Below are 22025 nucleotides of genomic sequence, written 5' to 3' on the forward strand. Positions count from 1 at the left end.
TTCATATAGGCGGTTTTTTATTAGGTGATGATCAATATTGAGTCGGTAAATCTTACCCTTGTAAGGCTAATTGATTAATCCAAACGCACGAGGCAGAGCCAAGCTAATTTCTGGAATAAAAGTAATAGCCAACAGTGTGACGATCAGTACGGCACAAAACGGCATGATACTTCTTATAACGTTTTCAATCTTAGAGCCACTGACACTACAACCCACAAATAGCGCCGTGCCAACGGGTGGCGTTGCAATACCAATACATAAGTTGAAGATAATCATCATCGCAAAGTGAATTGGATGCATGCCTAAATGCTCAGCAATCGGCATAAAGATAGGGGTAAAGATCAATACGGCTGGCGTAAGGTCCATAAACATACCCACAATCAGTAGAATCAGGTTCATCAGAATAAAGATGATAATTGGATTATCTGAAATAGAGAGCATCCAATCACTGATCATGGTTGGTAGACCGGTAAACGCCATTGCCCATGACATGATGGTAGAAGCACCAATCAAGAACAGCATAATGCCAGTGACTTGAATCGTTTCTCTACAAATTATCGGGAAGTGCGCCCATTTGAGCGTTCGGTAACAGAGTGACAGTATAAAAGAGTATAGAACCGCTATACATGCTCCTTCTGTTGCAGTGAAAATACCACCAATAATACCGCCAATAACAACAACAATAAGCCCTAAGCTTGGCGTTGCTTGCCAAACAATATTCAGCACATCTTTTGCTGTGAAGCCGTCATTCGCACTTGTTTTGTAGCCCTTCTTTTTAGCGATAAAATAGGCGACGACCATACAACTTAAGCCCATTAAAATACCTGGGACATACCCTGCGATAAACAACGCCGCAACGGATGTTCCACCCGATACCACTGAAAATACGATCAGTGAATTACTCGGCGGTATTAATAAGCCTGCCGGGCAAGATGCAACGTTTACTGCTGTTGCTAAGTTTTTATCATAACCATCTTTTTCTAATTCTGGGCCTAAGGTTTTACCAACCGCAGCTGCTGCTGCAACGGCTGATCCTGAAACGGCGCCAAACATCATATTGGCGAAGATGTTCACGTGAAAAAGTGAGCCCGGGATCCAACCAACCAAGAGCTTTGCAAGGTTGATGAGTCGACTCGCGATGCCACCTACATTCATTATATTCCCCGCGAGGATAAAGAAAGGGATGGCTAATAAACTGAAACTATCAATACCGGTAATGATTTTTTGACCCGCAGTAATACTGGCGACTTCAAACGGTAAGATGAAATACATGATGGTTAAAGATGACATGGCAATTGCAATCGCAATCGGCATGCTTATCGCGATCATGAATAAGAATAGGCCTAGCAGCCAAACACCAATGGACAAATCCATAATATAGAGTCCTTTTAAAACTTATTTTTTGTTGGGTTCACAAAAAAGATCAAACGTATTCATGACCAAATAAATGAGGATAATAACGGCTGAAATCGGCAATATTGAATACACCGTCGACATCGGTAATTGCAGTGCTGGAGAGAGTTGTTGTGTGGTTCTTCCCATTAGGGCGATGCCACCTTGAAGCATTGCTAGAAATACAAATGCGCCAGAAATGATATTGATGAGTACATGTAATGCGATATGTGCTTTACCCTTAAGATAACCATCCAATAACGTTATTGCTAAGTGTCCTTTGATACCGAATAAGTAGCTTGCTCCTAATAAGCCAAGCCATACCATCGCATAACGAGCAAGTTCATCAGTCCAGTTACTTGGATCATTCAAAACATAACGACTAAAGACCTGCCAAGTGACAGTAACGACAAGTAACATTAGTGCAAAAGAAGAGACAAAAAGAATCAGCCTATCAAGTAGGTTTCTGAAAGTTGCTAACATGGTGTGATACCTCAAAAAATTTTGCCTTAGCAAAGCCAAGGCAAAATTATATTTTCACTAAGACTGATTAAAGAGCTTCAATTTTTTCAATGAATGGAGCTAGTTTTGGATCTTTTTTCGCCTCATCAATCATAGGTTTAACAGCTGCACGGAAAGGGGCTTTATCAACTTCAACAAACGTGACACCTTCTTTCATTCCTTTCTCTTTGTTCATGTCATCTGTTGCATCCCAGATTTTGATCTGCTCTTCAAGAGACTCAGCAGCAGCTTCTTTTAAGATCTTTTGCTCTTCTGCCGTTAATGAACCCCATTTGTATTCTGAAATGATGATCACGTCAGGTGTCATCATGTGCTGGTCCATAGAGTAAAATTTGGCAACTTCACTGTGTTTCATTTCAACTAAGCTAGAAATATTATTCTCAGCACCATCAATTACACCTTGTTGCAGAGCCGTGTATACCTCATTGAAAGGTACAGGTGTTGCTTTACCACCAAGTAAGTTAACCATTTCCATCATGGTTGGAGAACCAGGAACTCGAACTTTCATGCCAGCTAGATCTGCTGGTGAGTTGATGGCTTTCTTAGCGTAGAAGCTACGTGTGCCTGAATCATAGAATGTAAGACCGATGAAACCTTTGCCTTCGCTTGAAAGCAGCATCTCTTGTGCAGCTTCACTTCGCATGAAGGTTCTCATATGTGGAACGTCACGGAATAAGAAAGGCAGTGCATTAACCTTAAACGTTGGTTCAAAAGATTCGGCTAACCCACCATTGATTTTGGCCATATCAATCGCGCCAGTAACAACTTGCTCCGCTTGGTCACGTTCAGAGCCTAATTGACCGTTTGGAAAGATCTTAATCGTAAGTTCACCATTCGATTTTTCTTTAACTTTATCAGCCATGATCACCATGCCTTGGTGAGCTGCGCTTTCTAATGACATTGCATGCCCTAACGTCAAAGTTTTTGCTTGAGCGCCAAATGCCATAAGAATTGAAGCCGCTGCAATCGTCAGTAGGTGTTTTTTCATGTTCTTCTCCAGAATCCATTTTGTAAGAGGTACAGTTTTTATATGCAACGCTATAGCTAAGTTTGAAATCTAACGTTCAATTGCACATCGCTCATAGCAGTAACGTTTCATTACAATATTCTTACCCTATGAATCTTGTATTACAATACTATATGTATATTTTGTGAACTAAGGTTTATCTATTGGCCTGAGAACCTAATTGATTGTGATACCAATCATATTTGGGACTAATTAGACCATTAATCAGTTCTACTTTGGATTTTTTTGTAATTTCGATTACTTTCAACTGCTTTAAGAACGATCTCTTAGTAAAAGAGTATCGATCTATTTATGTTATTTTAAGACATTAAATTCAGTTATGGAGCACGACAAAGAAGGTCTCCTCGCTCGAAAACGCGAGTCGTGAACAGTGCTTTGTGAGGTGATGAAGGCAAGGTTTTCGGTTGGATTTAGGTAACAAGAATAGATAAAGGCAATAGAGAGAAGCTTGAGAGGATGAATTGTTTGTAACAAAAATCCGAGAGCCTTACAGCCCTCGGATTTTTGTTTTTGGTGTTCTAATTTTTAGGCGTTAAACGAATTACAAATCAGCGCCATAGATATCAAACGTGAAGTACTTAGCGGCGATCTTGTCGTAAGTACCGTTTGCTCTGATCTCTTCAATCGCAGCATTGAATTGTTTCGCCAATTTTGAATCCTGCTTTCTTAATGCTAACGCCGTACCCTCACCGATGTAGGCTTTGTCGGTAACGGCTTTGCCTTTGAACTCAAAACCCTCGCCTTCTTTCTTATCTAAGAAAGCCAATGACAGTTGATCTGAGTTGCCGAAGGTTAGATCTAAGCGACCGTTTTGCAGATCCAGATACACTTCATCTTGCCCTGTGTAACGCTTAATGTTGGCAACACTACCAAACTTGTCGGTTACGTAGCGATCGTGAATCGTACCTTGCTGAACACCGATGGTTTTACCCGCTAAGCCTGCCTCATCAACGCTGAATTCTGCGCTTTTAGCAGCAACAAATACGGCTGGTGTTTGGTAGTACTTGTCAGTAAATAAGATTTTACGCTTACGCTCTTCGGTAATGCGCATCGAAGCCATGATCACATCCGACTTTCTTGCCAACAAACTTGGAATTAGCGAATCCCAGCTTTGTGAAACCCAAGTACAATCGAGTTTAGCTTGCTCACACAAGGCGTCAGCTATCTCAATATCAAACCCGACAGGCACACCGTCGCTGTTTTTATAGTTGAATAGCGGATACGTAAAGTCCGACGCTAAACGGATTTCTTTCGCCTGTACCGTTGTACCAAGTAAAGCGGCCGCACAAGCGAGTCCTAGTATTATCTTTTTCATCATTGCCATCCTAGATATGATCTTTATCGAGTTGAGATTGAATTTCTTTATGTTGAGCTTGTTGAATTTGTTTGCCTTGTTGACTCTGTTCTAATTCGGTTTGGTAACGTGTTAGTGACGTTATCACTTCTAGCATGCTCTCTTGGCTACCAATACTGATTCGAACACAGTTACGCAAAGCCGGTTCATGGTTTTGGTTCCTTGTCACAATGCCGTCCTTCGCCAAGACACTGAACACTTGGTGCCCTGCTTTTTGACGCAGCAAAATGAAGTTTGTCGATGAAGGGTAAACAGACTCGATGAAATCAAACCGCGTTAGCTCACAAGCAAACCAGTTACGTAGTTCAACCAGCTTTTGCGTCGCGTCTTGCATCACTGAGACTCGTTCATCGGACAAAGCGTCTAGCACGATTTGAGATGAGCAATCTGGCATCGGATACGGTGGAATCAGCTTCGCGACATACTGCATCACATTTTGACTCGCTAAGATAAAACCACAACGAACCGCAGCCAGTCCAAATGCCTTAGACAAGGTGCGAATCACAACCAAATGTGGATAGCGTTCAATAAGACTAACGGCTGACGTTTGTGGTTCAAATTCGATATACGCTTCATCGACGACCACTAGCGACTTCCCAATCGTGCCTTCCAATACCTGAATCAAATCCGATTTAGGAATCACATTGCCCGTTGGATTGTTTGGTGAGCAAAGAAACACGATATTCGCCAGTTCTGCCTTATTCACAATATCAGCGACGTTCAGGCTAAAGTCTTCCTGCAATGGAGAGTCCAAGGTATTAATCGCCAATGCATCAGCGCAAAACTCATACATCGCATACGTTGGAGAGCAGATAAGTATGTTGTCGCACGCCGGTTTACAGAATGTTCTGATCAGCAAATCAATCGCTTCATCTGCACCACGAACAGCCACAGTCGCGGCATCGGTACTACAGTAATCTTGATAAGCCTTAGCAATATCTTGTGGTAAGAAGTCTGGGTATCGGTTGTGACTTGCTTCTCCTTGAAACAGCGAGCTTTCCAATTCATTGGCGTTTAGCCAGACACGTCCATCACCACCAATTCTTCTTGCCGATTGATAAGGTATTAATTTTTTTACAGCCTGAGGCACTAAGCTATCAATAAAAGATGTCAAGAAGCTATCCCTTTCACAAAATCACAATGTCTTCATCATTGCCTTCATATTCAAAAAATGTGACTTATACAAATATTGAATCACAAATGATGATTAAGTATTTACATTCAAACAGAACACTATTGATAAATGAATCGAAATAATCACATAATAGCCATGATAAAAAGTCATAGGTAAAGATATGAATCGCACACTTCCTTCAACCAAAACCTTGCTCGCGTTTTTGTCTACGGCAAGGCACCTCAACTTTACACGCGCGGCACATGAGCTCAATGTTACGCAAGGTGCAGTGAGTCGTCAGGTATTGTCGTTTGAAGAAAGCCTTGGCTGTGATCTCTTCTATCGCCATGCTCGCGGATTGTCTTTAACGCCGAAAGGAGAAGAACTGGTTCCCCTGATACAAGGAACGATTCATCAGCTGCAATCGGCTCTAAATCAAGTGGCTAGCTCTCCGTCTAAGATCAAACTCAACGCACCGAGCTGTATTACCTCTTGGCTACTACCTAAGTTGATGTCTTTTCAGCAAGCCTATCCTGAAATTGATGTCGAACTGACGTCGACCATCAAGCACGTCTTCGAACCAAGCTTTGATCCGTTTGACGCCGTAATTACCTATGGTAAGAAGCCAAACCAACAATCGATTATCAGCCAATTATTGTTTAACGAGCAGCTAGCGCCCGTTTGCCAAGCACAAAGCATTACACAGAGCCATCTTGTCGACGACGCATCGACCATCATCAAGCCACACAAGCTTGCCCAATACACTTGGCTACACGCCAACAATGAGCAAAGTGATTGGCGACTTTGGTTAGAGCACATCGGCAGCCACGACCTTTCAAGCAAGAACAACCAACAATTCGCAACACTCGATCAAGCTATGAACGCCGCCATTCAAGGGTTTGGCATTGCCATAGGCGACATCACGCTGGCCAAGCAAGATATTGATTTGGGTAGATTGGTGAAAGTGAGTGAAGGCAGTGTCTTCTCTGGAAATGGTTACTTCTTGCTGCAACCCAAGAATCGACAAAATACATCCTTATCTACGCTTGTTGATTGGCTCGTCGATTAGCGGCAATCATTGTTGGTAGGCCTCTTTATAAGCGGCAGGAGAGCGTCATAATGAGAATTTTTCCGTTCTCAAAATGAAACTATTTGATGTCTGTTTCGTATTGATTGTCAGAGAATAGAACGTACCTTCCTTTAACTATTTGAAAAGAAGTTCAATTCTATTTAGCCGGGAATTTATTCTGTTCCGTTGGAGAAAATGGCATTCGAGTTGCTTTGTCATAGATAACCCAACCAATATACAGCAGGTTGCACCAGTTTCACTGCAGCTTGTCACGGAGGATAGGCTATGACCTTACAAAGACATACGTATTACGGCTTGATTCACCATGGAATTAAAACCCTATTAATGGACAGAATTGGCCACTTCACAGAGCGTGAATATCACGAGTATCTCGACTTAACGACCGGTAAATCGACATGTTTTGCCATGAGTGAGCAAGAGCTCGAAAACACCTTAGACAGCTTAAAGAGCGAAGGTTACCTTGAAGATATCAAAAAGCTGATACCTCGCTATCAAACCTCGTCAATGCGATAACCTGCTTCAACTCTTTAAACACGATGAGTGGTTAGATTGAATTAATTGGCACCCAATTGTCTCGAGCTATTTAGCATCGAGACAGTTTTCGTTAGACTGTCAGCAACTCAACTAACTGGATAGTCAGTGTCTCATGAAACAAATTCTTGATTTCATTCCTCTCATTATTTTCTTTGCGCTTTATAAGATGTACGACATCTATACCGCGACCGGCGCTTTGATCGTTGCCTCTGCAGTTCAAATTATTTTGACTTATTTCATCTACAAGAAAGTCGAAAAAATGCAGGTCATCACCTTTCTAATGGTTGCCGTATTTGGTGGCATGACCATCTTCTTGCACGACGACAACTTCATTAAATGGAAAGTCACCATCGTTTACGCACTGTTTGCGATTGGCCTGACGGTCAGTCACATCATGGGCAAATCAGCGATTAAAGGTATGTTAGGCAAAGAGATCACACTGCCTGATTCGGTATGGGGCAAGATCAACTGGGCATGGACGCTGTTCTTTACCCTATGTGCCGTTCTCAACGTTTACGTTGCTTTCAGCCTACCGTTGGATGTTTGGGTCAACTTCAAAGTGTTTGGTCTACTCATCGCGACCTTGCTCTTCACCTTGCTCACTGGTGTTTATATCTATAAGCATCTACCAAAAGACCAGCAGAAAGAGTTAACGGATAAAAATACCGACGAGAAATAGCCCTTAGGGATGAGTCCTCATACCCTATTTGATACAATTATTATCAATATGCGATTGGCCAATGATACTCGTGATCATTGGCCGCTGATTATTTGTGTTCGGTGAAGACGTTAAAAATTAGACCACCACGAGTCTCGTAAACACATCTATTTTTATATAAAACAATCAATACCATTAAGAGTACGACAATGACTATTCAATCAACTTTGAACCCGATTGGTTCTTTACTTCTTCGCACATTAGCGATGCCTTCTGATACAAATGCAGCAGGCCAGATTTTCGGTGGTTGGATAATGTCACAGCTTGACCTTGCTGGCGGCATACTGGCAAAAGAGATATCTAACGGCAAGATAGTCACGGTTTCAGTATCGAGTATCGAGTTCAAACAGCCGGTTTCAGTGGGTGATGTTGTGTGTGTTTATGGTGACTGCACTAAGATTGGTCGCAGCTCGATGAATATCGACCTAGAAGTCTGGGTTAAGCCTGTACTTGATCACGGTATCGGCGACCGCTACAAGGTTTGTGGCGCGACATTCAACTACGTTGCGGTTGATGAAAGTGGTAAGCCTCGCCCAATCAACAAATAACACCTTTTATTAAGCGTGTGGCACCGATGGTCTTTAGTTTTTATAAATGAAATTACTAGGGCGTATTGACCTTTCGAGCTGACTTTTGCAGCGAATTGCTGGGTATTTATACAAGGCAGAGGCTTTGATGTGTAGCTAGCCTCCATAAGAAGCCGATAACGTAGTAGAAATGACCAGCAAACGCTGCCCGAAGGGTTCAGCTAAAAGCGTTTTACTCTTTGTTGAGGGAGATTTGCTTAGAATGACTAGGCTACTTCCCCCTCGCCGCGATTAAAACGCTTTTGACTAGGCGTCCCCACCCGAACAAAATTTAACCACGAAAGGTCAACACGCCCTAACGACCATACAACTCTCTCGCACCAATTCACAATTTCTTATCATTAGCCCTTCCAATACCAATTAGTTCGCGTAAATTAGCAAGATAGCGAATTTAAACGCCCCAAATTTAGTGAAGTAAAATAAGGATATCTCAATATGTGGTACGTGATTTTTTCTCAAGACGTCGAAAATTCATTAGAAAAACGCCTAAGTGTTCGCCCACAACATCTAGAACGCCTACAAACACTTCACGATGAAGGCCGACTGTTAACAGCAGGTCCAATGCCAGCGATTGATTCAGATAACCCTGGCGAAGCAGGCTTTACAGGTTCAACTGTGATTGCTGAATTTAACTCTTTGGAAGATGCACAAGCATGGGCAGACGCTGACCCGTACATTGATGCTGGCGTTTACCAAAATGTGATTGTAAAACCATTCAAGAAAGTATTTTAACGTGAAAAAATGGATTATTGGCTCACTGGCTTTAGCTCTGCTTGCAGGCTGTGCTTCAAGTGAGCAAGACGAACAAAGACAGCTAGAGATGATGGCGCAGCACCGAGCTGGCGTTTTATCTGCAGGCCTGCCGATTGAGTATGGCCCACTGTCGGTCATGCGCGTGCTAGCAAAAAACACCGTTATCGAAATCATGATGATCTACAACCAAGATGCAAAAGGTGCTAAGCCTTTAAACCAAGTTGTAGACATGAGTGTGAATAGCTACTGCACCAACTCTGAAGTGAGAGCAAACCTTGATATGGGCTTGGCTTACAACATCAAGATTCGCAACACTCGCGGACAACTGATGGTTGAGAAGTTGATCAGCAAAGAGACGTGTCAGAGCAGCAGCTAGATTCTAGCTCGAGATTCGAACAAGTATAAAACCAGAAGGCCTCGCAAATGCGAGGCCTTTGTTTTATGAAGCAATCAAAATCCTAAGCTGAATTATGCCTCGGTTGATTCCCACTCTTTACGCAGTGCTTTAGTTGCCGAAACTAAGTTAGTCAGCGCCGCTTCCGTCTCTGCCCAGTTCCGTGTCTTCAGCCCACAATCAGGGTTTGCCCACAAACGTTCCGCTGGAATTTTCTCTGCCGCTTTCTTAAGTAAATCAACAATCCACTCTTCTGACGGGATGTTTGGTGAGTGAATGTCATAAACGCCAGGTCCAATCGCATTCGGGTAGTTGAACTCTTCAAATGCTTTCAGCAGTTCCATGTTCGAGCGAGAAGTCTCAATGGTAATCACATCGGCATCTAGCGCGGCTACTGAATCAATGATCTCGTTGAACTCGCTGTAACACATGTGGGTATGAATCTGAGTTTCTGGTTTAGCACTTGCCGCTGAGATCTTAAAGGCATCGACCGCCCACTCTAGGTATTCTGCGTGGTCGCGCTTTTTCAATGGCAGACCTTCACGAATCGCTGGTTCATCGATTTGGATAATGTTGATGCCCGCGTCTTGCAAATCAGACACTTCATCTCGCAGCGCAAATGCCAATTGATTAGTGATCTCTTTGCGTGAAATGTCTTCACGTGGGAATGTCCAACATAAGATAGTGACTGGGCCTGTCAACATCCCTTTCATCTGCTTCGAGGTCAGAGATTGGGCATAGGTCGACCATTCTACGGTCATCGGCTTCTCACGCTCTATATCCGCGACCACAATCGCCGGCTTCACGCAGCGTGAGCCATAGCTTTGTACCCAACCAAACTTAGTGGTTTGAAAGCCTGCTAGGTTTTCTGCAAAGTACTCCACCATGTCGTTACGTTCAGCTTCGCCATGAACAAGCACATCCAAATCCAGTGCTTCTTGACGTTTAACGGCATCCGCAATATGGCCTTTCAATGCAGTGTTATATTCCGCTTCACTCAGTTTGCCAGTGCGGTAAGCACTACGCTGAACACGGATCTCTCCGGTTTGTGGAAATGAACCAATTGTTGTGGTTGGCAATAATGGTAAACCTAACACCTCAGACTGATGTGAAGCGCGTTCGGCATAAGGAGCACTTCGCTCGGTTAGGGTTTTGGTAATGGTGTTAATACGAGCTTGAACCTGCGGCTTATTCACATGAGTCGCGCTCTTGCGTGCAACAATCGGCTGGCTGTAGGTTTCACACGCCAAGATAGCATTGTGGTTACCGTCTAGTGCCGCACCCAATATACTCACCTCGGTCACTTTCTGTTTCGCGAAAGCAAACCAACTCTTCACTTCATCGCTGAGTGAATCTTCTAACTCAAGGTCGACTGGACTATGCAAAAGTGAACATGAACTTGCTACCCAAAGTTTGTCTCCTAGCTTCTCTTTCACTGGTTGTAGTAACTCTAGTTGAGCGGCTAAATCAGCTCGCCAAACGTTTCGTCCATTAATCACCCCTGTTGAAAGTACCCAGTGTTCAGGTAACTTACCCACTACTTCATCAAGTTGCTGTGGTGCTGCTGCTAAGTCGATATGTAGGCCATTAACTGGTAGCTCTACTATCTTATCTAAGGTATCAGTCACCGAATCAAAATAAGTAGTGAGCAGCAGTTTTACATCACCTTGAATCACTTGATACGCCAACTTGAATGAATCTGCCCATTGACTCTCAAGCTCAAGCGAAAGAATTGGTTCATCGATTTGAACCCACTCAACCCCCAACTTAGCGAGTTTTGCCAAAATTGCTTGGTAAGCGGTAAGAAGGCGCGGAAGAAGAGATAAACGATCAAAACCCTCCTCCACTTCTTTACCAAGATATAAATAAGATAACGGGCCTAACAAAACTGGCTTCACCTTATGCCCCGCTTTAATCGCTTCACTCACTTCGTCAAACAGTTGTGGCCAACTCACTTCAAAGGTGTCGTCTTTACTGAACTCAGGAACAATGTAGTGATAGTTAGTGTTGAACCACTTCGTCATATCTGATGCTGCTGCACCATCTTTAGCGCTTTCAGAGCCGTGCTTAGCGCCACAACAAGTTGGCTGCCTTTGAGATTGTATTTGAGTTTGAGATTGACCGCGACCAACGCGGAACAAGGTATCTAAATCTGGGAAGGCTTTTTCACCTTCTGATCCACCAGCGTGACGCTCAGGTACATGACCTAGAAGTAACGTCGTTGTTAGAACATGGTCGTACCATGCGAAGTCACCCGCAGTTGCAAAGCTTAGATTCGCCTTAGCTTGTACATTCCAGTTACGATTTCTTAGTTCGCTACCGAGTTGCTTTAAATCTGATTGGTTAATCTCACCGCGCCAGTATTTTTCTAAAGTGAATTTGAGTTCGCGTTTTTCGCCGATACGTGGGTAGCCTAAAATATGCGTTGTCGTAGTCATGAACCTGTTCCTTATTCAATAATTTTTAGTGTTCGATCAAACTGCCTAGCTTATGGTTTAAGTTCTTTACAAGGCGTCTAGATGGCTAAACTATCTCCCTAATCTGAACGATGAACAACGTCCAAATATTCATCTTGTTTATTAAAAATATTCATCTTGAATAATCTAAAGTTGAAAAATTAAATCCATCTGGACATCTAGACGTTTACAAATGAAAGAAAACCCCGTAGGGTGATTATTAAGAAATATTGAATTGGCTTAGGGAATATGAGGAAAACTCATGATAGAGCTTAAACACCTTCGAACATTGACTACCTTAAGAGACAGCGGCTCGCTAACAGCGACGGCAACTTCTCTTCACTTGACTCAGTCGGCGCTTTCTCACCAACTGAAAGACCTTGAGGCGCGTATCGGTGGTCAGCTTTTCCTACGTAAAACTAGACCAGTTAAGTTCACCTCTGAAGGTGAGATTTTGCTTAGGCTTGCCGATGAGATACAGCCAAGAATAGCTAAAGCGGAGAACGAACTCGCGAGCCTGAAAGAGGATGTGAACGGTCGTTTGCACATGGCGATTGAATGTCACTCATGCTTCCAATGGTTAATGCCTGCTTTGAAGGAATATCAAGTGGCTTGGCCAAGCGTAACGCTAGATTTCTCGTCAGGCTTTGGGTTTGAGCCGCTACCCGCGCTAATGGCAGGCGAGCTAGATTTGGTGATCACCTCTGATATACAGCCTCGCTCTGAGGTTCACTACGAACCACTCTTTGATTTTGAGATGCGTTTGATCACCGCAATCAACTCACCTTTGGCAGAAAAGGCGAGCATTGAACCGCAAGATCTTAGCGATCTCACTATGCTCTCCTACCCAGTTCAAAAGCAGCGTTTAGACGTAGTGAAGCACTTTTTGCAACCAGCAGGTGTAGAACCTAAGAAGTGGAAACAAGCAGACAACACCTTAATGTTGGTGCAAATGGTATCGGCAGGATTAGGTGTCGCGGCATTACCAAATTGGGCGATCAGTGAGTTCTCAAGACAAGGTTTGATAGCCAGCAAACCGTTAGGTAAAGGGCTTTCAAGAAGACTGTTTGCCGCAGTAAGAAACTCAGAAAAAGACAAACGTTACCTGCAAGCTTTCTTTAGCACGGCAAGACAGCAAAGTAAGAGTCACTTAGATGGCATAGAGGTCGTTTAAAGATGATTTATGGCTAAGTTAAGCTCGATCGATTCGTCAGAAACAAAAAAGTCACAGATAATCTGTGACTTTTTTTCTCTCAACACCCACAACACGCGATGCATGTCATTTTCGATAAAAGATGCGCTAATCTTTAGCTTATCTCGAGTAAGACTTAAACTGGTTAGTCAATGGATCGTATTGATAGCCAAGCATATCGAGCTTGCCCTCAACACTTTCTGTATCCATTTCATACATGCTGATCAGCTCTTCAAAGCTATCGCATTCTAGGCGAAGTTTTTCATTAACGATTCCTAGCAAAATAATGCTATCGAAACCTTTGACGTTGCTTAAATCCATCTCGTACTCCTTACGAACACACTGACTAGAGTTAAGTTTAGAACGCTTACCAACGTCACGCTAAAAAACAGATCACACTTCTTAACAAGAATACGTAATTAATGAAAGTGCGTGATTAAAGCGCCCAAACTGGCGTTAAACCCACAACGGCCACCAATAACATCAACAACGAAATACTCAGTTGAAGCTTTTCAGGCGTTCTTGCGAACAGTAAATGCCAACACCACACCACGATTGAGGAGATCAACAAAGCAAAACTAAATAGCAAAGTGGAAATCACAGGTTCTAATTGAGCTTCAGACAAAGAGTAAACACTCACGACGGTCGCCAGTACTACCAACATACCGGTTAGCACGCCCACAACAGGAAGCACTCGATGAAATGCCTGCAACCGTGTCCTTGCAATCGTCAGTAGTAGATGGCCAAACGCTGCTCCTAACAGTACCACTAGCAGCAAAGTAGTAATGATACCAACAGCGGTTGCTTGCTCAGTCGCTTGTATAGCAACATATGACAACGCTAAACCACAGGCCAAGTACATCACCCAGATAGGACCAGAATCGCGAGTCTTCTTGGTTTGAACTTGAGAATAGAAATAAAAGATCGCGAACACGACCAGAAAGGCTTCAATTTTTACTGAAGCGACGGCAAGCCACAGCACGCCAATCGCAGGTAACATCTTGTGGATCCGACCACGCTGCCCCGGACAAATATCCCCTTTCACCAAGATGAGGGTTAAGATCAGTTGGGTTCCTAAAAGCATCGGAGCAAATTGTACTAATAACGTTTCGACCATTGTGGATCTACTTCTTCAGACTTATTTTCGCGAATAATATCAAAAACTGCTGCGAACACTAATCAAAATCACAAATTAGCGACGTTATTCAAGGCTTCAACTATGCTGTTGTATGGCTCTTTTATCGCCATTTACCGTAAAAAGACGAAAGACACCAGAACTAACAGGGGCATGTTCTACTGGCTAGTCTAGGCTCATGCCGCTATAATTCCCGCCTCAAAAATCAGAGGTTGAAATATGTACAGCGATATCACTCCTATTCACGAACACAAAAAATACTGGGCCGAGTGCTACGGAACTGCACCCTTTTTGCCTACCAGTAGAAAGGAGATGGATGCTCTTGGATGGGATAGCTGTGACATTATTATTGTAACTGGTGACGCTTATGTCGATCACCCGAGCTTTGGTATGGCTATCATCGGCCGTCTGCTTGAAGCTCAAGGTTTCCGCGTGGGCATTATTGCTCAACCAAAGTGGGACAATAAAGATGCCTTCATGAAGCTAGGTAAACCTAACCTATTCTTCGGCATCACAGCGGGTAACATGGACTCCATGATCAACCGCTACACCTCTGATCGCAAATTACGTCACGATGATGCTTATACTCCGAACAATGAAGGTGGCAAGCGTCCTGATCGTGCAACTCTGGTTTATTCTCAACGTTGTCGTGAAGCTTACAAAGGCACGCCAATCGTGCTTGGTGGTATTGAAGCGAGCTTACGTCGTGTAGCTCACTACGACTACTGGTCAGATAAAGTTCGCCGCTCTGTATTGTTTGATGCAAAAGCTGACATTCTTCTTTTTGGTAACGCTGAGCGTGCATTGGTTGAAGTAGCACACCGCATTGCCGATGGTGAAGACATGTCTACGCTGACCAATATCCGCGGTACTGCTATCAATCTTCCTGCGGCCCCTGAAGGCTTCAAGATCATTGACTCTTCTCGTATCGAAAAGCCGAACAAAGCGTATGTTCCGGTTAACCCGTACGAAGTTGAAACTCAGTGTGATACCAAGAAAGACGAAAAAGAAGAAGTAAAAGCGCAACCTATTACTATTCGCCCTTCTCGTCACGATGCAAAAACTACAGCGGTTCGTATCCCAGGTTACGAAAAGCTAAACAATGACCGTATTCTTTACGCTCACGCTAGTCGTATTCTGCACCTTGAGACAAACCCGTACTCAGGTCGTGCTCTGATTCAACGTCACGGTGATCGCGAGCTTTGGATTAACCAAGCGCCTATTCCATTGACCACAGAAGAGATGGACTACGTATTTGGCCTTGCGTACAAGCGTGTTCCGCACCCGATGTACGGCAAAGCGAAAATCCCAGCATACGACATGATCAAAACCTCGGTTAACATCATGCGTGGTTGTTTTGGTGGTTGTTCTTTCTGTTCAATCACAGAGCACGAAGGTCGCATCATTCAGAACCGTTCGAAAGAATCTATCTTGGATGAGATCGAAGACATTAAAGATAAAGTACCGGGCTTCACAGGTACTATTTCTGACTTGGGCGGCCCAACGGCGAACATGTACCGTTTAGGTTGTTCAGATCCAAAAGCTGAAATTAACTGTCGTCGTCCATCATGTGTGTTCCCGAAAATCTGTGAAAAGCTAAACACAGACCATCAACACACTATCGACCTGTACCGCTCTGCGAGAAAAGTACCGGGTGTTAAGAAGATCATGATCGCTTCTGGTGTACGTTACGACTTAGCGATTGAATCTCCAGAATACGTTCGTGAGCTTGTGACTCACCACGTTGGTGGTTACTTGAAGATTGCTCCAGAGCATACTGAAAAAGGCCCACTGGATCTGATGATGAAGCCGGGCATGGGCACTTACGATCGTTTCAAAGAGATGTTCGAGAAGTACAGCGCTGAAGCCGGTAAGAAACAGTACTTAATTCCTTACTTTATCTCTGCTCACCCGGGCACAGAAGATGAAGACATGCTTAACCTAGCAATGTGGCTGAAAAAGCACAACTACGAGTGTGACCAAGTACAGAACTTCTACCCATCGCCAATGTGTAATGCAACGTCGATGTACTACTCAGAGACTAACCCTCTGAAACGCGTGAAATATAAGAAGCGTGAAGATGTTCCTGTGCCGAAAGGTGATCGTCAACGTCGTCTGCATAAAGCACTGCTTCGTTACCACGATCCTGAAAACTGGAAAATCATCCGTGAAGCACTGATCAGCATGGGTAAACAGCACCTAATTGGTGACAAAGCAAACTGCCTAGTACCAGCAGAAGACTTTGATGCACAAACACCGGCACAACGTCGTAAGTCTGGTCGTCACGGTTCACAACGCTTTGCGACTAAGCACAGTAAATCTCAGCCAGGTCTTGGTGGCGAAAGCCCACGTAACCACTCTGGTAAGAAACCGGGTGGCAAGAAGCCGAATGGTAACGGCAACGGTAGCCAAGGTAATGCTAACCAAGGTGGCGGTAATGGCAATGCTCGTAAACCAGCGACTGGCTTCATTAAGAAAGGTCCTGGTGGTCAGCAATCACAAGGTAATGGCGGCGGAAATGGCAAACCAAACCGTAACAAAGCGGGCAATGGTCAAGGTGGCAAACCTGCAAGTAACGGCAAGAACCGCCAGCGCGCAGCACAACGCTAATATCGCGAACCGATTGACTTCGCTATCGTAAAAACACAAAGCGCAGCTATTTAGCTGCGCTTTTTTGTGTCTGTTACAAGATAGCCTAACGAGCAAACACCCAATACTGACTAAGCAAATAGTTACTGACCATGCCCACCAAGATGCCAACCGCCATTGCGATAAACACTGCCCCAGTAAATGCAGGCAGCAATTCAGTCATCAACTTAAAGCACAGCAAATTAGGTATCGCCGATATTGATGCAGAGAACATGAACTTTTGCCATTGAATCAGCTTTTCGGACCAATTCCCCTGCCCTTTGAATTCAAAGGTCAACACTCGATTTCCAAACCAGGTTGTCGTTGCTGAAACGATGAAAGAGCCAATTCGAGCACTCATCAAAGGCAGCCCAATAACGTAATGCAGCAATGCAAACACGGCACAATCGACAACAAAGCCACCCGCCCCCACCATAGCGAATTTAATCATCTTATGGTGAGGTTGTAGTTTTTTGTTTAGCGCGTCGAACTTGTGGCTAAACAGTCTCGATGACGAGTTAAAATTGAACATCGCCATCACTTCGAATATAGCTCAACGATAGATTTGGTTTGATATTTTGGCTATGACAACTAAATAGAGCGCGCTTGATCTTCACCGTCGGTTCTAAAATACAGGTTAACGCGTTGTCTTTAATCTTGGTTTCCACTTCCGCTCTTTTACCAATCAGATAGAACTTGTCGATACCATCTAACTGTTTAACATCAAGTAGCTTTTTCGCTTGTCCATGACTGTAAAATTGCCCAGAGAACGGTCGTTTACCGATGTAAAAGCTCGGCGCTTCATCCGTGATCTGCTCGAAGATAATACGGTCACTTTTCTCGTTCGCTTTGCCTAGGTTGAGGTAGACCATCGCAATCATTAACAGCACAGGTAGCACCAAAGCCACACTCGAGAACCACTTCTTATCTTTTTCTACCACAAGCGTTGCCACCAGCAAGCCAAGGGCTGGAATACCCGGTAGGACGTAAGCTGGAAGAATATTACCCGCCATAGTGAAAAGAATTAGAGGAGAGACCAACCAACACACAAGGAATGAAAACAACCCACTATGTTCAGCGTTAACTTCTGCGATTTTCTTACGACGGGCGAAAGTCAAAATAGGCAACACAATCGACCACGGTGCAGCCGCTTGAAGCCAAAACAACCAGATCATGCCTCTTGCTTGGTCATGGGCAGAACCGTATAAATCGCCCTCCCAGCCACTCACAACAAAACGCTTAAAGTGCTCGCCAACAATAAAGTAATCAATAAAACCCGGTGTTGCCATTTCAGCCATGATGTACCAAGGCAAGGCAATCGCCAGCATCACACCTAAGCCAGACAACAGTGGAAAGCGTTGCCATAACACTTTGAAAGCGCCAAAAAATCCATGTTGCAATACTAACCAAGGGAAAACGGCGATACCCATAATCACAATCGCTACCGGCCCTTTTGCCAGCAAGCCTAGTGCTAAGCCAATGAAACCGACATAGCCCCAAGACCGATTAGTCTTCGCGCTCCCTTCTCCCTTCGAACCCTCTCCTCCTAACCAACATAGGTAGAAACCTAACATGGCTATGGTCATCGCTAACGTTAATGCCATGTCAGTCATAACAGCACCCGCCGCGATAGAGAAAATCCCACATGTCGCCAATACCACGGCCGCCACCAAGGCACTTTGTCCGGTGCGTTTAGCCATGTACGCAACCAACAAAATCGTCGCAAAACCTGCTAACCAGTGTGGCGCACGCACAGCAAACTCACTCAAACCAAACAGCTCAATGCCAATCGCGCTCATCCAGGTAAACATCGGAGGCTTACCCCAGAAAGGGATGCCGTAATCAAATTGAGGGGTTAACCAATTGCCGGTTTCTACCATCAAGCGAGCCATCTCACCGTAGCGCGCTTCCGTAGTGTCCATTAAAGGGTATGTCGCCAGAGATAAGAGCCTTAGAACCAATGCAAAAGCCAACAAATACCATAGGTGCGTTCGGTTCAGGCTCATGCTGACTCCTCTAATTTAAAATGCGTTTTTAATGCAGGGGTATCGACCACCGATTGGATCAGATACAAAGGACGGTTCTTGGTTTCAATGAAAATACGACCTATGTATTCCCCCATTAAACCAATACTCAGAAGTTGAATGCCGCCAAGGGCAAGTTGAACCACCATCATGGATGGGTAGCCAGTAATAGGCTCACCAAACATCATGGTTTTGAACACGATGAAGACGCCATACACAAAAGCGGTAAGCGCCACTAATCCACCAACGGCCGTCGCAATACGCAGTGGGCGGATAGAAAATGATGTGATGCCATCCATCGCCAATCCGATGAGTTTCAGGTAGTTCCATTTCGTCTCGCCACAGAAGCGAGCATCGCGCTTAAACTGAATCGTTGCTTGTCTAAAACCTGGCCATGAAAAGATGCCTTTCATGTAACGGTTACGTTCAGGCAGTTGGTTGATATGGTCGACAACCTCTCGGCTTAACAGTCGGAAATCACCGACATTTTCTGGAACATCGATCTTCGCTGCCACGTTCATGACTTTGTAAAAGCTTGCTGCTGAAAACTTCTTAAACCACGTTTCACCATCACGCTGGCTGCGCTGCATATTCACAACGTCATAGCCTTCGCGCCACTTGGCAACCATTTGTGGGATCAGCTCCGGCGGATCTTGCAGGTCTGCGTCTAACAAGATCACCGCTTGTCCTCGGCAATGCTCAAGACCAGCACTCATCGCTGATTCTTTACCAAAGTTACGGCTTAAACCGATCACAGAAATTGAGCTATTGATTGAAGTGAATGAACTCACCAAATCCAAGCTGTTGTCTTTGCTGCCATCATCGACATAAACAATTTCACTGGTGATGGGTAAGCTATCCAGTACCTTGGTTAAGCGAGAATGAAACTCTTCTAACACCTCTTGTTCATCGTAAAACGGCACAATGATCGATAGTGAAACGGCGGGATTGATCCGTGATGTGGAGACTTTAGGTCGGCTAATATGAAGTTCAGACATAATACGTTCTTCTATTTTTTAATCTGAATCCAATCTACCCCCTCATAAGTGAAAGTTATGTTATTGACATATTTTTCACGCTCACTCAGGATAATGTTACCGTCTATTTCTGTATGAGAATCAAAATGAAACGAGTTCTATTAGTCGAAGATAACCGTGAAATCGCAGGTGTCTTGTTTGATTATTTTGAGTGTATTGGCATGGAACTCGATTATGCGGACAACGGCGAACTCGGCCTGCAACTCGCGTTGGAAAACTCATTTGATATCATCATATTGGATCTGATGTTGCCAAGAATGGACGGCCTCACGGTTTGTAATAAACTGCGAGACCAAGGCAACGCGACACCTATTTTGATGTTGACTGCGTTAGATAGCCGCGATGATATGTTAAAAGGGTTTGAGCATGGTGCCGATGACTATCTAACCAAACCTTTTGATTTGGATATTTTGGAAGCCAGAATGAAAGCGCTTGTTCGTCGTTACCGAGGAAAAGTGGCTTCTTCTAAATTGCAGTTTGATGAACTCACCATCGACCAAAAAACGCGTAAAGCTTACCGTCAAGATAAGTTACTCGCACTCAACCCAACCACTTACACCATCCTTGAGATGTTGTGCCAAAAAGCACCAGAAGTGGTTACTCGCGAAGATATTTCCTACAAACTCTGGGAAGAAGACGAACCCAACAATGACGTGTTGCGCAGTCACATCTATCAATTACGTAACCAACTCGACAAGCCGTTTGATACTCAGATGTTGATTACCGTCCCTAAAGTTGGATTCCGTCTGGAGTCATCGAATTGATTTTAAATGTTCTCACGAGCACCAAAACCCTAACCGGCCGCTTAGCGGTTTTCTTTGGGTTAATGGCCGTGATTGTATCGGCCTTTGTCTATTTAGTCTTTGTTGCCGCACTCTACATGTCAGAAGATCGCGTCGGTGAAAGACGCATCCTGATCGACCGTAACTATGCGGTTGGTTTATTCCAAGCAGGGGAAAGCGGTACGTTAAGAATTGATGACCTGACAATCGCCTACAATGATCTTTCATTGATACCTGCCGAATACCTCAAATACATTAAAGGCAAAGAAAGCTTTGTTGGCGAGGTAGGTGAAGAACCTAACTCTCGCATGGTGTATGTTGGTGAGTATTCTGATAAAGGTCAAACCCACCCAATCGTTCTGCTTTCCGAGATCGACCGCGTCGAGTTTGAGATTTACGAACTGGTTTATGCGACCACCTTTGTACTAACATTACTCTCTATTCTAATTTTTAGCTTTGGTGCTCTGCTCTATCGATTATCTAAACGACTGATTGAACCCTTCAATTCTATTTCCGAACAATTGGAATCCAATAAGCTCAACCTCAATGAAGAATTTAGTGTCAATGACGACGCCGCAGTTGAGTTTCGTCAGCTCACAGATCAACTCAATCAGTACCGAAGAGAAATCAATTCCTTACTCAAACGTGAACAAGCCTTTGCTCGCTACTCAAGTCATGAACTAAGAACACCGTTAACGGTCGCTCGTGGCGCAAATAAATTACTGCTAAGAAGCGAAACCACCGAGTTTCAATCTCGCCAGATTGAGCGCATTGATGAAGCCATTGTTCAGATGTCAGAGATGGTCGATGCCCTACTCGGCCTCGTGCGTTACGAAAGAAACAGTGACGATGCGCCACTGCGATTGTTTAGCCAACAAGAGTTAGAGACTATCGTCTCAAAAAACTCAGCACAGGCGGATGAGAAAGACGTCGACACCTCCATGTACGTTCAATCAGAACCCACAATTCAGGCCACCAGCGCGATAATGAATATGTTGGTCGGTAACTTGTTAAGAAACGCGATTGCAGCCACTAATAGCGGTACAGTAACTATTACCCTTTCTCAAGACAGTCTTATTATTGAAGACCAAGGCGAAGGCCTGCAGGAGCAATACAATCCAAATGGGCATGGGTTAGGTTTATTGATTGTCGAGGACTTATGTCAACGCTTCCAATGGGGCTTTGAATTGGTCAATCGCAGCTGTGGTGGATGTACCGCTAAGATCACCTTTCAAACCGATCTATCCGCATCCACCCCAGAGTAAATGAGTTCATAGTTCGAAGCT

Annotated in this window: 21 protein-coding genes; 10 read left to right on the forward strand and 11 right to left on the reverse strand. The window is 44.1% G+C overall.

The annotated features are described in order from the left end of the window. Positions 1 to 66: 66 nt before the first annotated feature. The 5 genes from BCU07_RS07655 to hisC all read right to left on the reverse strand — a co-directional run bounded on the left by BCU07_RS07655 (position 67) and on the right by hisC (position 5409). A complete protein-coding gene (locus BCU07_RS07655) occupies positions 67 to 1374 on the reverse strand; it encodes a TRAP transporter large permease (protein ID WP_102427833.1) in 1308 nt (435 codons plus the stop codon). A 21-nt stretch (positions 1375 to 1395) separates the two neighbouring features. After that, on the reverse strand, positions 1396 to 1875 hold the full coding sequence (locus BCU07_RS07660; RefSeq protein WP_004736522.1) for a TRAP transporter small permease: 480 nt from the start codon (positions 1873 to 1875) through the stop codon (positions 1396 to 1398). 67 nt (positions 1876 to 1942) lie between these two features. Continuing rightward, the gene (locus tag BCU07_RS07665) at positions 1943 to 2902 is read right to left on the reverse strand and encodes a TRAP transporter substrate-binding protein (protein WP_017063537.1); all 960 of its coding nucleotides are present in this window, start codon (positions 2900 to 2902) and stop codon (positions 1943 to 1945) included. A gap of 580 nt (positions 2903 to 3482) precedes the next feature. After that, positions 3483 to 4256, reverse strand: coding sequence for an ABC transporter substrate-binding protein (locus BCU07_RS07670; protein WP_102427884.1), 774 nt, complete (start codon positions 4254 to 4256; stop codon positions 3483 to 3485). A gap of 10 nt (positions 4257 to 4266) precedes the next feature. Beyond that, the gene (gene hisC, locus BCU07_RS07675) at positions 4267 to 5409 is read right to left on the reverse strand and encodes a histidinol-phosphate transaminase (protein WP_102427834.1); all 1143 of its coding nucleotides are present in this window, start codon (positions 5407 to 5409) and stop codon (positions 4267 to 4269) included. Between the two features lie 181 nt (positions 5410 to 5590). Between hisC and BCU07_RS07680 the strand changes: the two genes are divergently transcribed. From BCU07_RS07680 to BCU07_RS07705, 6 genes are all read left to right on the forward strand, one after another. After that, positions 5591 to 6478: a LysR substrate-binding domain-containing protein gene (locus tag BCU07_RS07680; protein WP_017063534.1), complete on the forward strand. Its 888-nt coding sequence runs from the start codon at positions 5591 to 5593 to the stop codon at positions 6476 to 6478. Positions 6479 to 6763: 285 nt separating this feature from the next. Continuing rightward, positions 6764 to 7012 carry a hypothetical protein gene (locus BCU07_RS07685; RefSeq protein WP_017069991.1) on the forward strand — a complete coding sequence of 83 codons (249 nt, stop codon included), beginning with the start codon at positions 6764 to 6766 and terminating at the stop codon, positions 7010 to 7012. 133 nt (positions 7013 to 7145) lie between these two features. Further along, a complete protein-coding gene (locus BCU07_RS07690) occupies positions 7146 to 7712 on the forward strand; it encodes a septation protein A (protein ID WP_017061509.1) in 567 nt (188 codons plus the stop codon). A 188-nt stretch (positions 7713 to 7900) separates the two neighbouring features. Next, positions 7901 to 8299 carry an acyl-CoA thioester hydrolase YciA gene (gene yciA, locus BCU07_RS07695; RefSeq protein ID WP_017061510.1) on the forward strand — a complete coding sequence of 133 codons (399 nt, stop codon included), beginning with the start codon at positions 7901 to 7903 and terminating at the stop codon, positions 8297 to 8299. Positions 8300 to 8773: 474 nt separating this feature from the next. Continuing rightward, on the forward strand, positions 8774 to 9070 hold the full coding sequence (locus BCU07_RS07700) for a YciI family protein (protein ID WP_004741234.1): 297 nt from the start codon (positions 8774 to 8776) through the stop codon (positions 9068 to 9070). Between the two features lies 1 nt (position 9071). Next, positions 9072 to 9467, forward strand: a complete 396-nt coding sequence (locus tag BCU07_RS07705; protein ID WP_017062026.1) for a GspS/AspS pilotin family protein — start codon at positions 9072 to 9074, stop codon at positions 9465 to 9467. Positions 9468 to 9559: 92 nt separating this feature from the next. Here BCU07_RS07705 and metE read toward each other — a convergent pair whose 3' ends face one another. Then, a complete protein-coding gene (gene metE / locus BCU07_RS07710; protein ID WP_102427835.1) occupies positions 9560 to 11923 on the reverse strand; it encodes a 5-methyltetrahydropteroyltriglutamate--homocysteine S-methyltransferase in 2364 nt (787 codons plus the stop codon). A gap of 280 nt (positions 11924 to 12203) precedes the next feature. Here metE and BCU07_RS07715 point away from each other — a divergent pair, with 280 nt between their 5' ends. Continuing rightward, positions 12204 to 13115, forward strand: coding sequence for a LysR substrate-binding domain-containing protein (locus BCU07_RS07715; protein WP_017063530.1), 912 nt, complete (start codon positions 12204 to 12206; stop codon positions 13113 to 13115). Between the two features lie 138 nt (positions 13116 to 13253). On the opposite strand, the gene BCU07_RS07720 is transcribed toward BCU07_RS07715, so the two are convergent. Next, complete coding sequence (locus tag BCU07_RS07720) at positions 13254 to 13454, reverse strand: DUF4250 domain-containing protein (protein WP_102427836.1); 201 nt, start codon at positions 13452 to 13454, stop codon at positions 13254 to 13256. A 115-nt stretch (positions 13455 to 13569) separates the two neighbouring features. After that, positions 13570 to 14250, reverse strand: a complete 681-nt coding sequence (locus tag BCU07_RS07725; RefSeq protein WP_029235143.1) for a hypothetical protein — start codon at positions 14248 to 14250, stop codon at positions 13570 to 13572. A 330-nt stretch (positions 14251 to 14580) separates the two neighbouring features. Here BCU07_RS07725 and BCU07_RS07730 point away from each other — a divergent pair, with 330 nt between their 5' ends. Continuing rightward, the gene (locus BCU07_RS07730) at positions 14581 to 16878 is read left to right on the forward strand and encodes a YgiQ family radical SAM protein (protein ID WP_017067347.1); all 2298 of its coding nucleotides are present in this window, start codon (positions 14581 to 14583) and stop codon (positions 16876 to 16878) included. An 85-nt stretch (positions 16879 to 16963) separates the two neighbouring features. Here BCU07_RS07730 and BCU07_RS07735 read toward each other — a convergent pair whose 3' ends face one another. From BCU07_RS07735 to BCU07_RS07745, 3 genes are read right to left on the reverse strand one after another with little or no spacing between them, the layout of a single operon-like run. Beyond that, entirely contained in the window at positions 16964 to 17428 is a 465-nt protein-coding gene (locus BCU07_RS07735; protein WP_102427837.1) for a GtrA family protein, read from the reverse strand. Next, positions 17415 to 18902, reverse strand: a complete 1488-nt coding sequence (locus BCU07_RS07740; RefSeq protein WP_102427838.1) for an ArnT family glycosyltransferase — start codon at positions 18900 to 18902, stop codon at positions 17415 to 17417. Before BCU07_RS07740 ends, BCU07_RS07735 begins: the two co-directional genes overlap by 14 nt. Next, positions 18899 to 19918 (reverse strand): glycosyltransferase family 2 protein, encoded by a 1020-nt coding sequence (locus BCU07_RS07745; protein ID WP_102398635.1) that lies wholly within the window; start codon positions 19916 to 19918, stop codon positions 18899 to 18901. Before BCU07_RS07745 ends, BCU07_RS07740 begins: the two co-directional genes overlap by 4 nt. A gap of 125 nt (positions 19919 to 20043) precedes the next feature. Here BCU07_RS07745 and BCU07_RS07750 point away from each other — a divergent pair, with 125 nt between their 5' ends. Together BCU07_RS07750 and BCU07_RS07755 are read left to right on the forward strand one after the other, a co-directional pair. Continuing rightward, positions 20044 to 20721: a response regulator transcription factor gene (locus tag BCU07_RS07750; RefSeq protein WP_065585153.1), complete on the forward strand. Its 678-nt coding sequence runs from the start codon at positions 20044 to 20046 to the stop codon at positions 20719 to 20721. Next, a complete protein-coding gene (locus BCU07_RS07755) occupies positions 20718 to 22004 on the forward strand; it encodes a sensor histidine kinase (protein WP_102427839.1) in 1287 nt (428 codons plus the stop codon). Before BCU07_RS07750 ends, BCU07_RS07755 begins: the two co-directional genes overlap by 4 nt. Positions 22005 to 22025 lie beyond the last annotated feature (21 nt).

The organism is Vibrio sp. 10N.261.54.E10, assembly GCF_002877735.2.
Classification (GTDB): domain Bacteria; phylum Pseudomonadota; class Gammaproteobacteria; order Enterobacterales; family Vibrionaceae; genus Vibrio; species Vibrio crassostreae_C.

What these genes read in the sequence shown, in the direction of transcription:
- BCU07_RS07750 (WP_065585153.1), top strand. Translation starts at nt 20,044, where the DNA reads ATGAAACGAGTTCTATTAGTCGAAGATAACCGTGAAATCGCAGGTGTC.
- metE (WP_102427835.1), bottom strand. Translation starts at nt 11,923, where the DNA reads ATGACTACGACAACGCATATTTTAGGCTACCCACGTATCGGCGAAAAA.
- BCU07_RS07745 (WP_102398635.1), bottom strand. Translation starts at nt 19,918, where the DNA reads ATGTCTGAACTTCATATTAGCCGACCTAAAGTCTCCACATCACGGATC.
- BCU07_RS07655 (WP_102427833.1), bottom strand. Translation starts at nt 1,374, where the DNA reads ATGGATTTGTCCATTGGTGTTTGGCTGCTAGGCCTATTCTTATTCATG.
- BCU07_RS07680 (WP_017063534.1), top strand. Translation starts at nt 5,591, where the DNA reads ATGAATCGCACACTTCCTTCAACCAAAACCTTGCTCGCGTTTTTGTCT.
- BCU07_RS07690 (WP_017061509.1), top strand. Translation starts at nt 7,146, where the DNA reads ATGAAACAAATTCTTGATTTCATTCCTCTCATTATTTTCTTTGCGCTT.
- BCU07_RS07715 (WP_017063530.1), top strand. Translation starts at nt 12,204, where the DNA reads ATGATAGAGCTTAAACACCTTCGAACATTGACTACCTTAAGAGACAGC.
- BCU07_RS07660 (WP_004736522.1), bottom strand. Translation starts at nt 1,875, where the DNA reads ATGTTAGCAACTTTCAGAAACCTACTTGATAGGCTGATTCTTTTTGTC.
- BCU07_RS07685 (WP_017069991.1), top strand. Translation starts at nt 6,764, where the DNA reads ATGACCTTACAAAGACATACGTATTACGGCTTGATTCACCATGGAATT.
- BCU07_RS07665 (WP_017063537.1), bottom strand. Translation starts at nt 2,902, where the DNA reads ATGAAAAAACACCTACTGACGATTGCAGCGGCTTCAATTCTTATGGCA.
- BCU07_RS07735 (WP_102427837.1), bottom strand. Translation starts at nt 17,428, where the DNA reads ATGTTCAATTTTAACTCGTCATCGAGACTGTTTAGCCACAAGTTCGAC.
- BCU07_RS07725 (WP_029235143.1), bottom strand. Translation starts at nt 14,250, where the DNA reads ATGGTCGAAACGTTATTAGTACAATTTGCTCCGATGCTTTTAGGAACC.
- yciA (WP_017061510.1), top strand. Translation starts at nt 7,901, where the DNA reads ATGACTATTCAATCAACTTTGAACCCGATTGGTTCTTTACTTCTTCGC.
- BCU07_RS07700 (WP_004741234.1), top strand. Translation starts at nt 8,774, where the DNA reads ATGTGGTACGTGATTTTTTCTCAAGACGTCGAAAATTCATTAGAAAAA.
- BCU07_RS07720 (WP_102427836.1), bottom strand. Translation starts at nt 13,454, where the DNA reads ATGGATTTAAGCAACGTCAAAGGTTTCGATAGCATTATTTTGCTAGGA.
- BCU07_RS07730 (WP_017067347.1), top strand. Translation starts at nt 14,581, where the DNA reads ATGGATGCTCTTGGATGGGATAGCTGTGACATTATTATTGTAACTGGT.
- BCU07_RS07670 (WP_102427884.1), bottom strand. Translation starts at nt 4,256, where the DNA reads ATGAAAAAGATAATACTAGGACTCGCTTGTGCGGCCGCTTTACTTGGT.
- BCU07_RS07740 (WP_102427838.1), bottom strand. Translation starts at nt 18,902, where the DNA reads ATGAGCCTGAACCGAACGCACCTATGGTATTTGTTGGCTTTTGCATTG.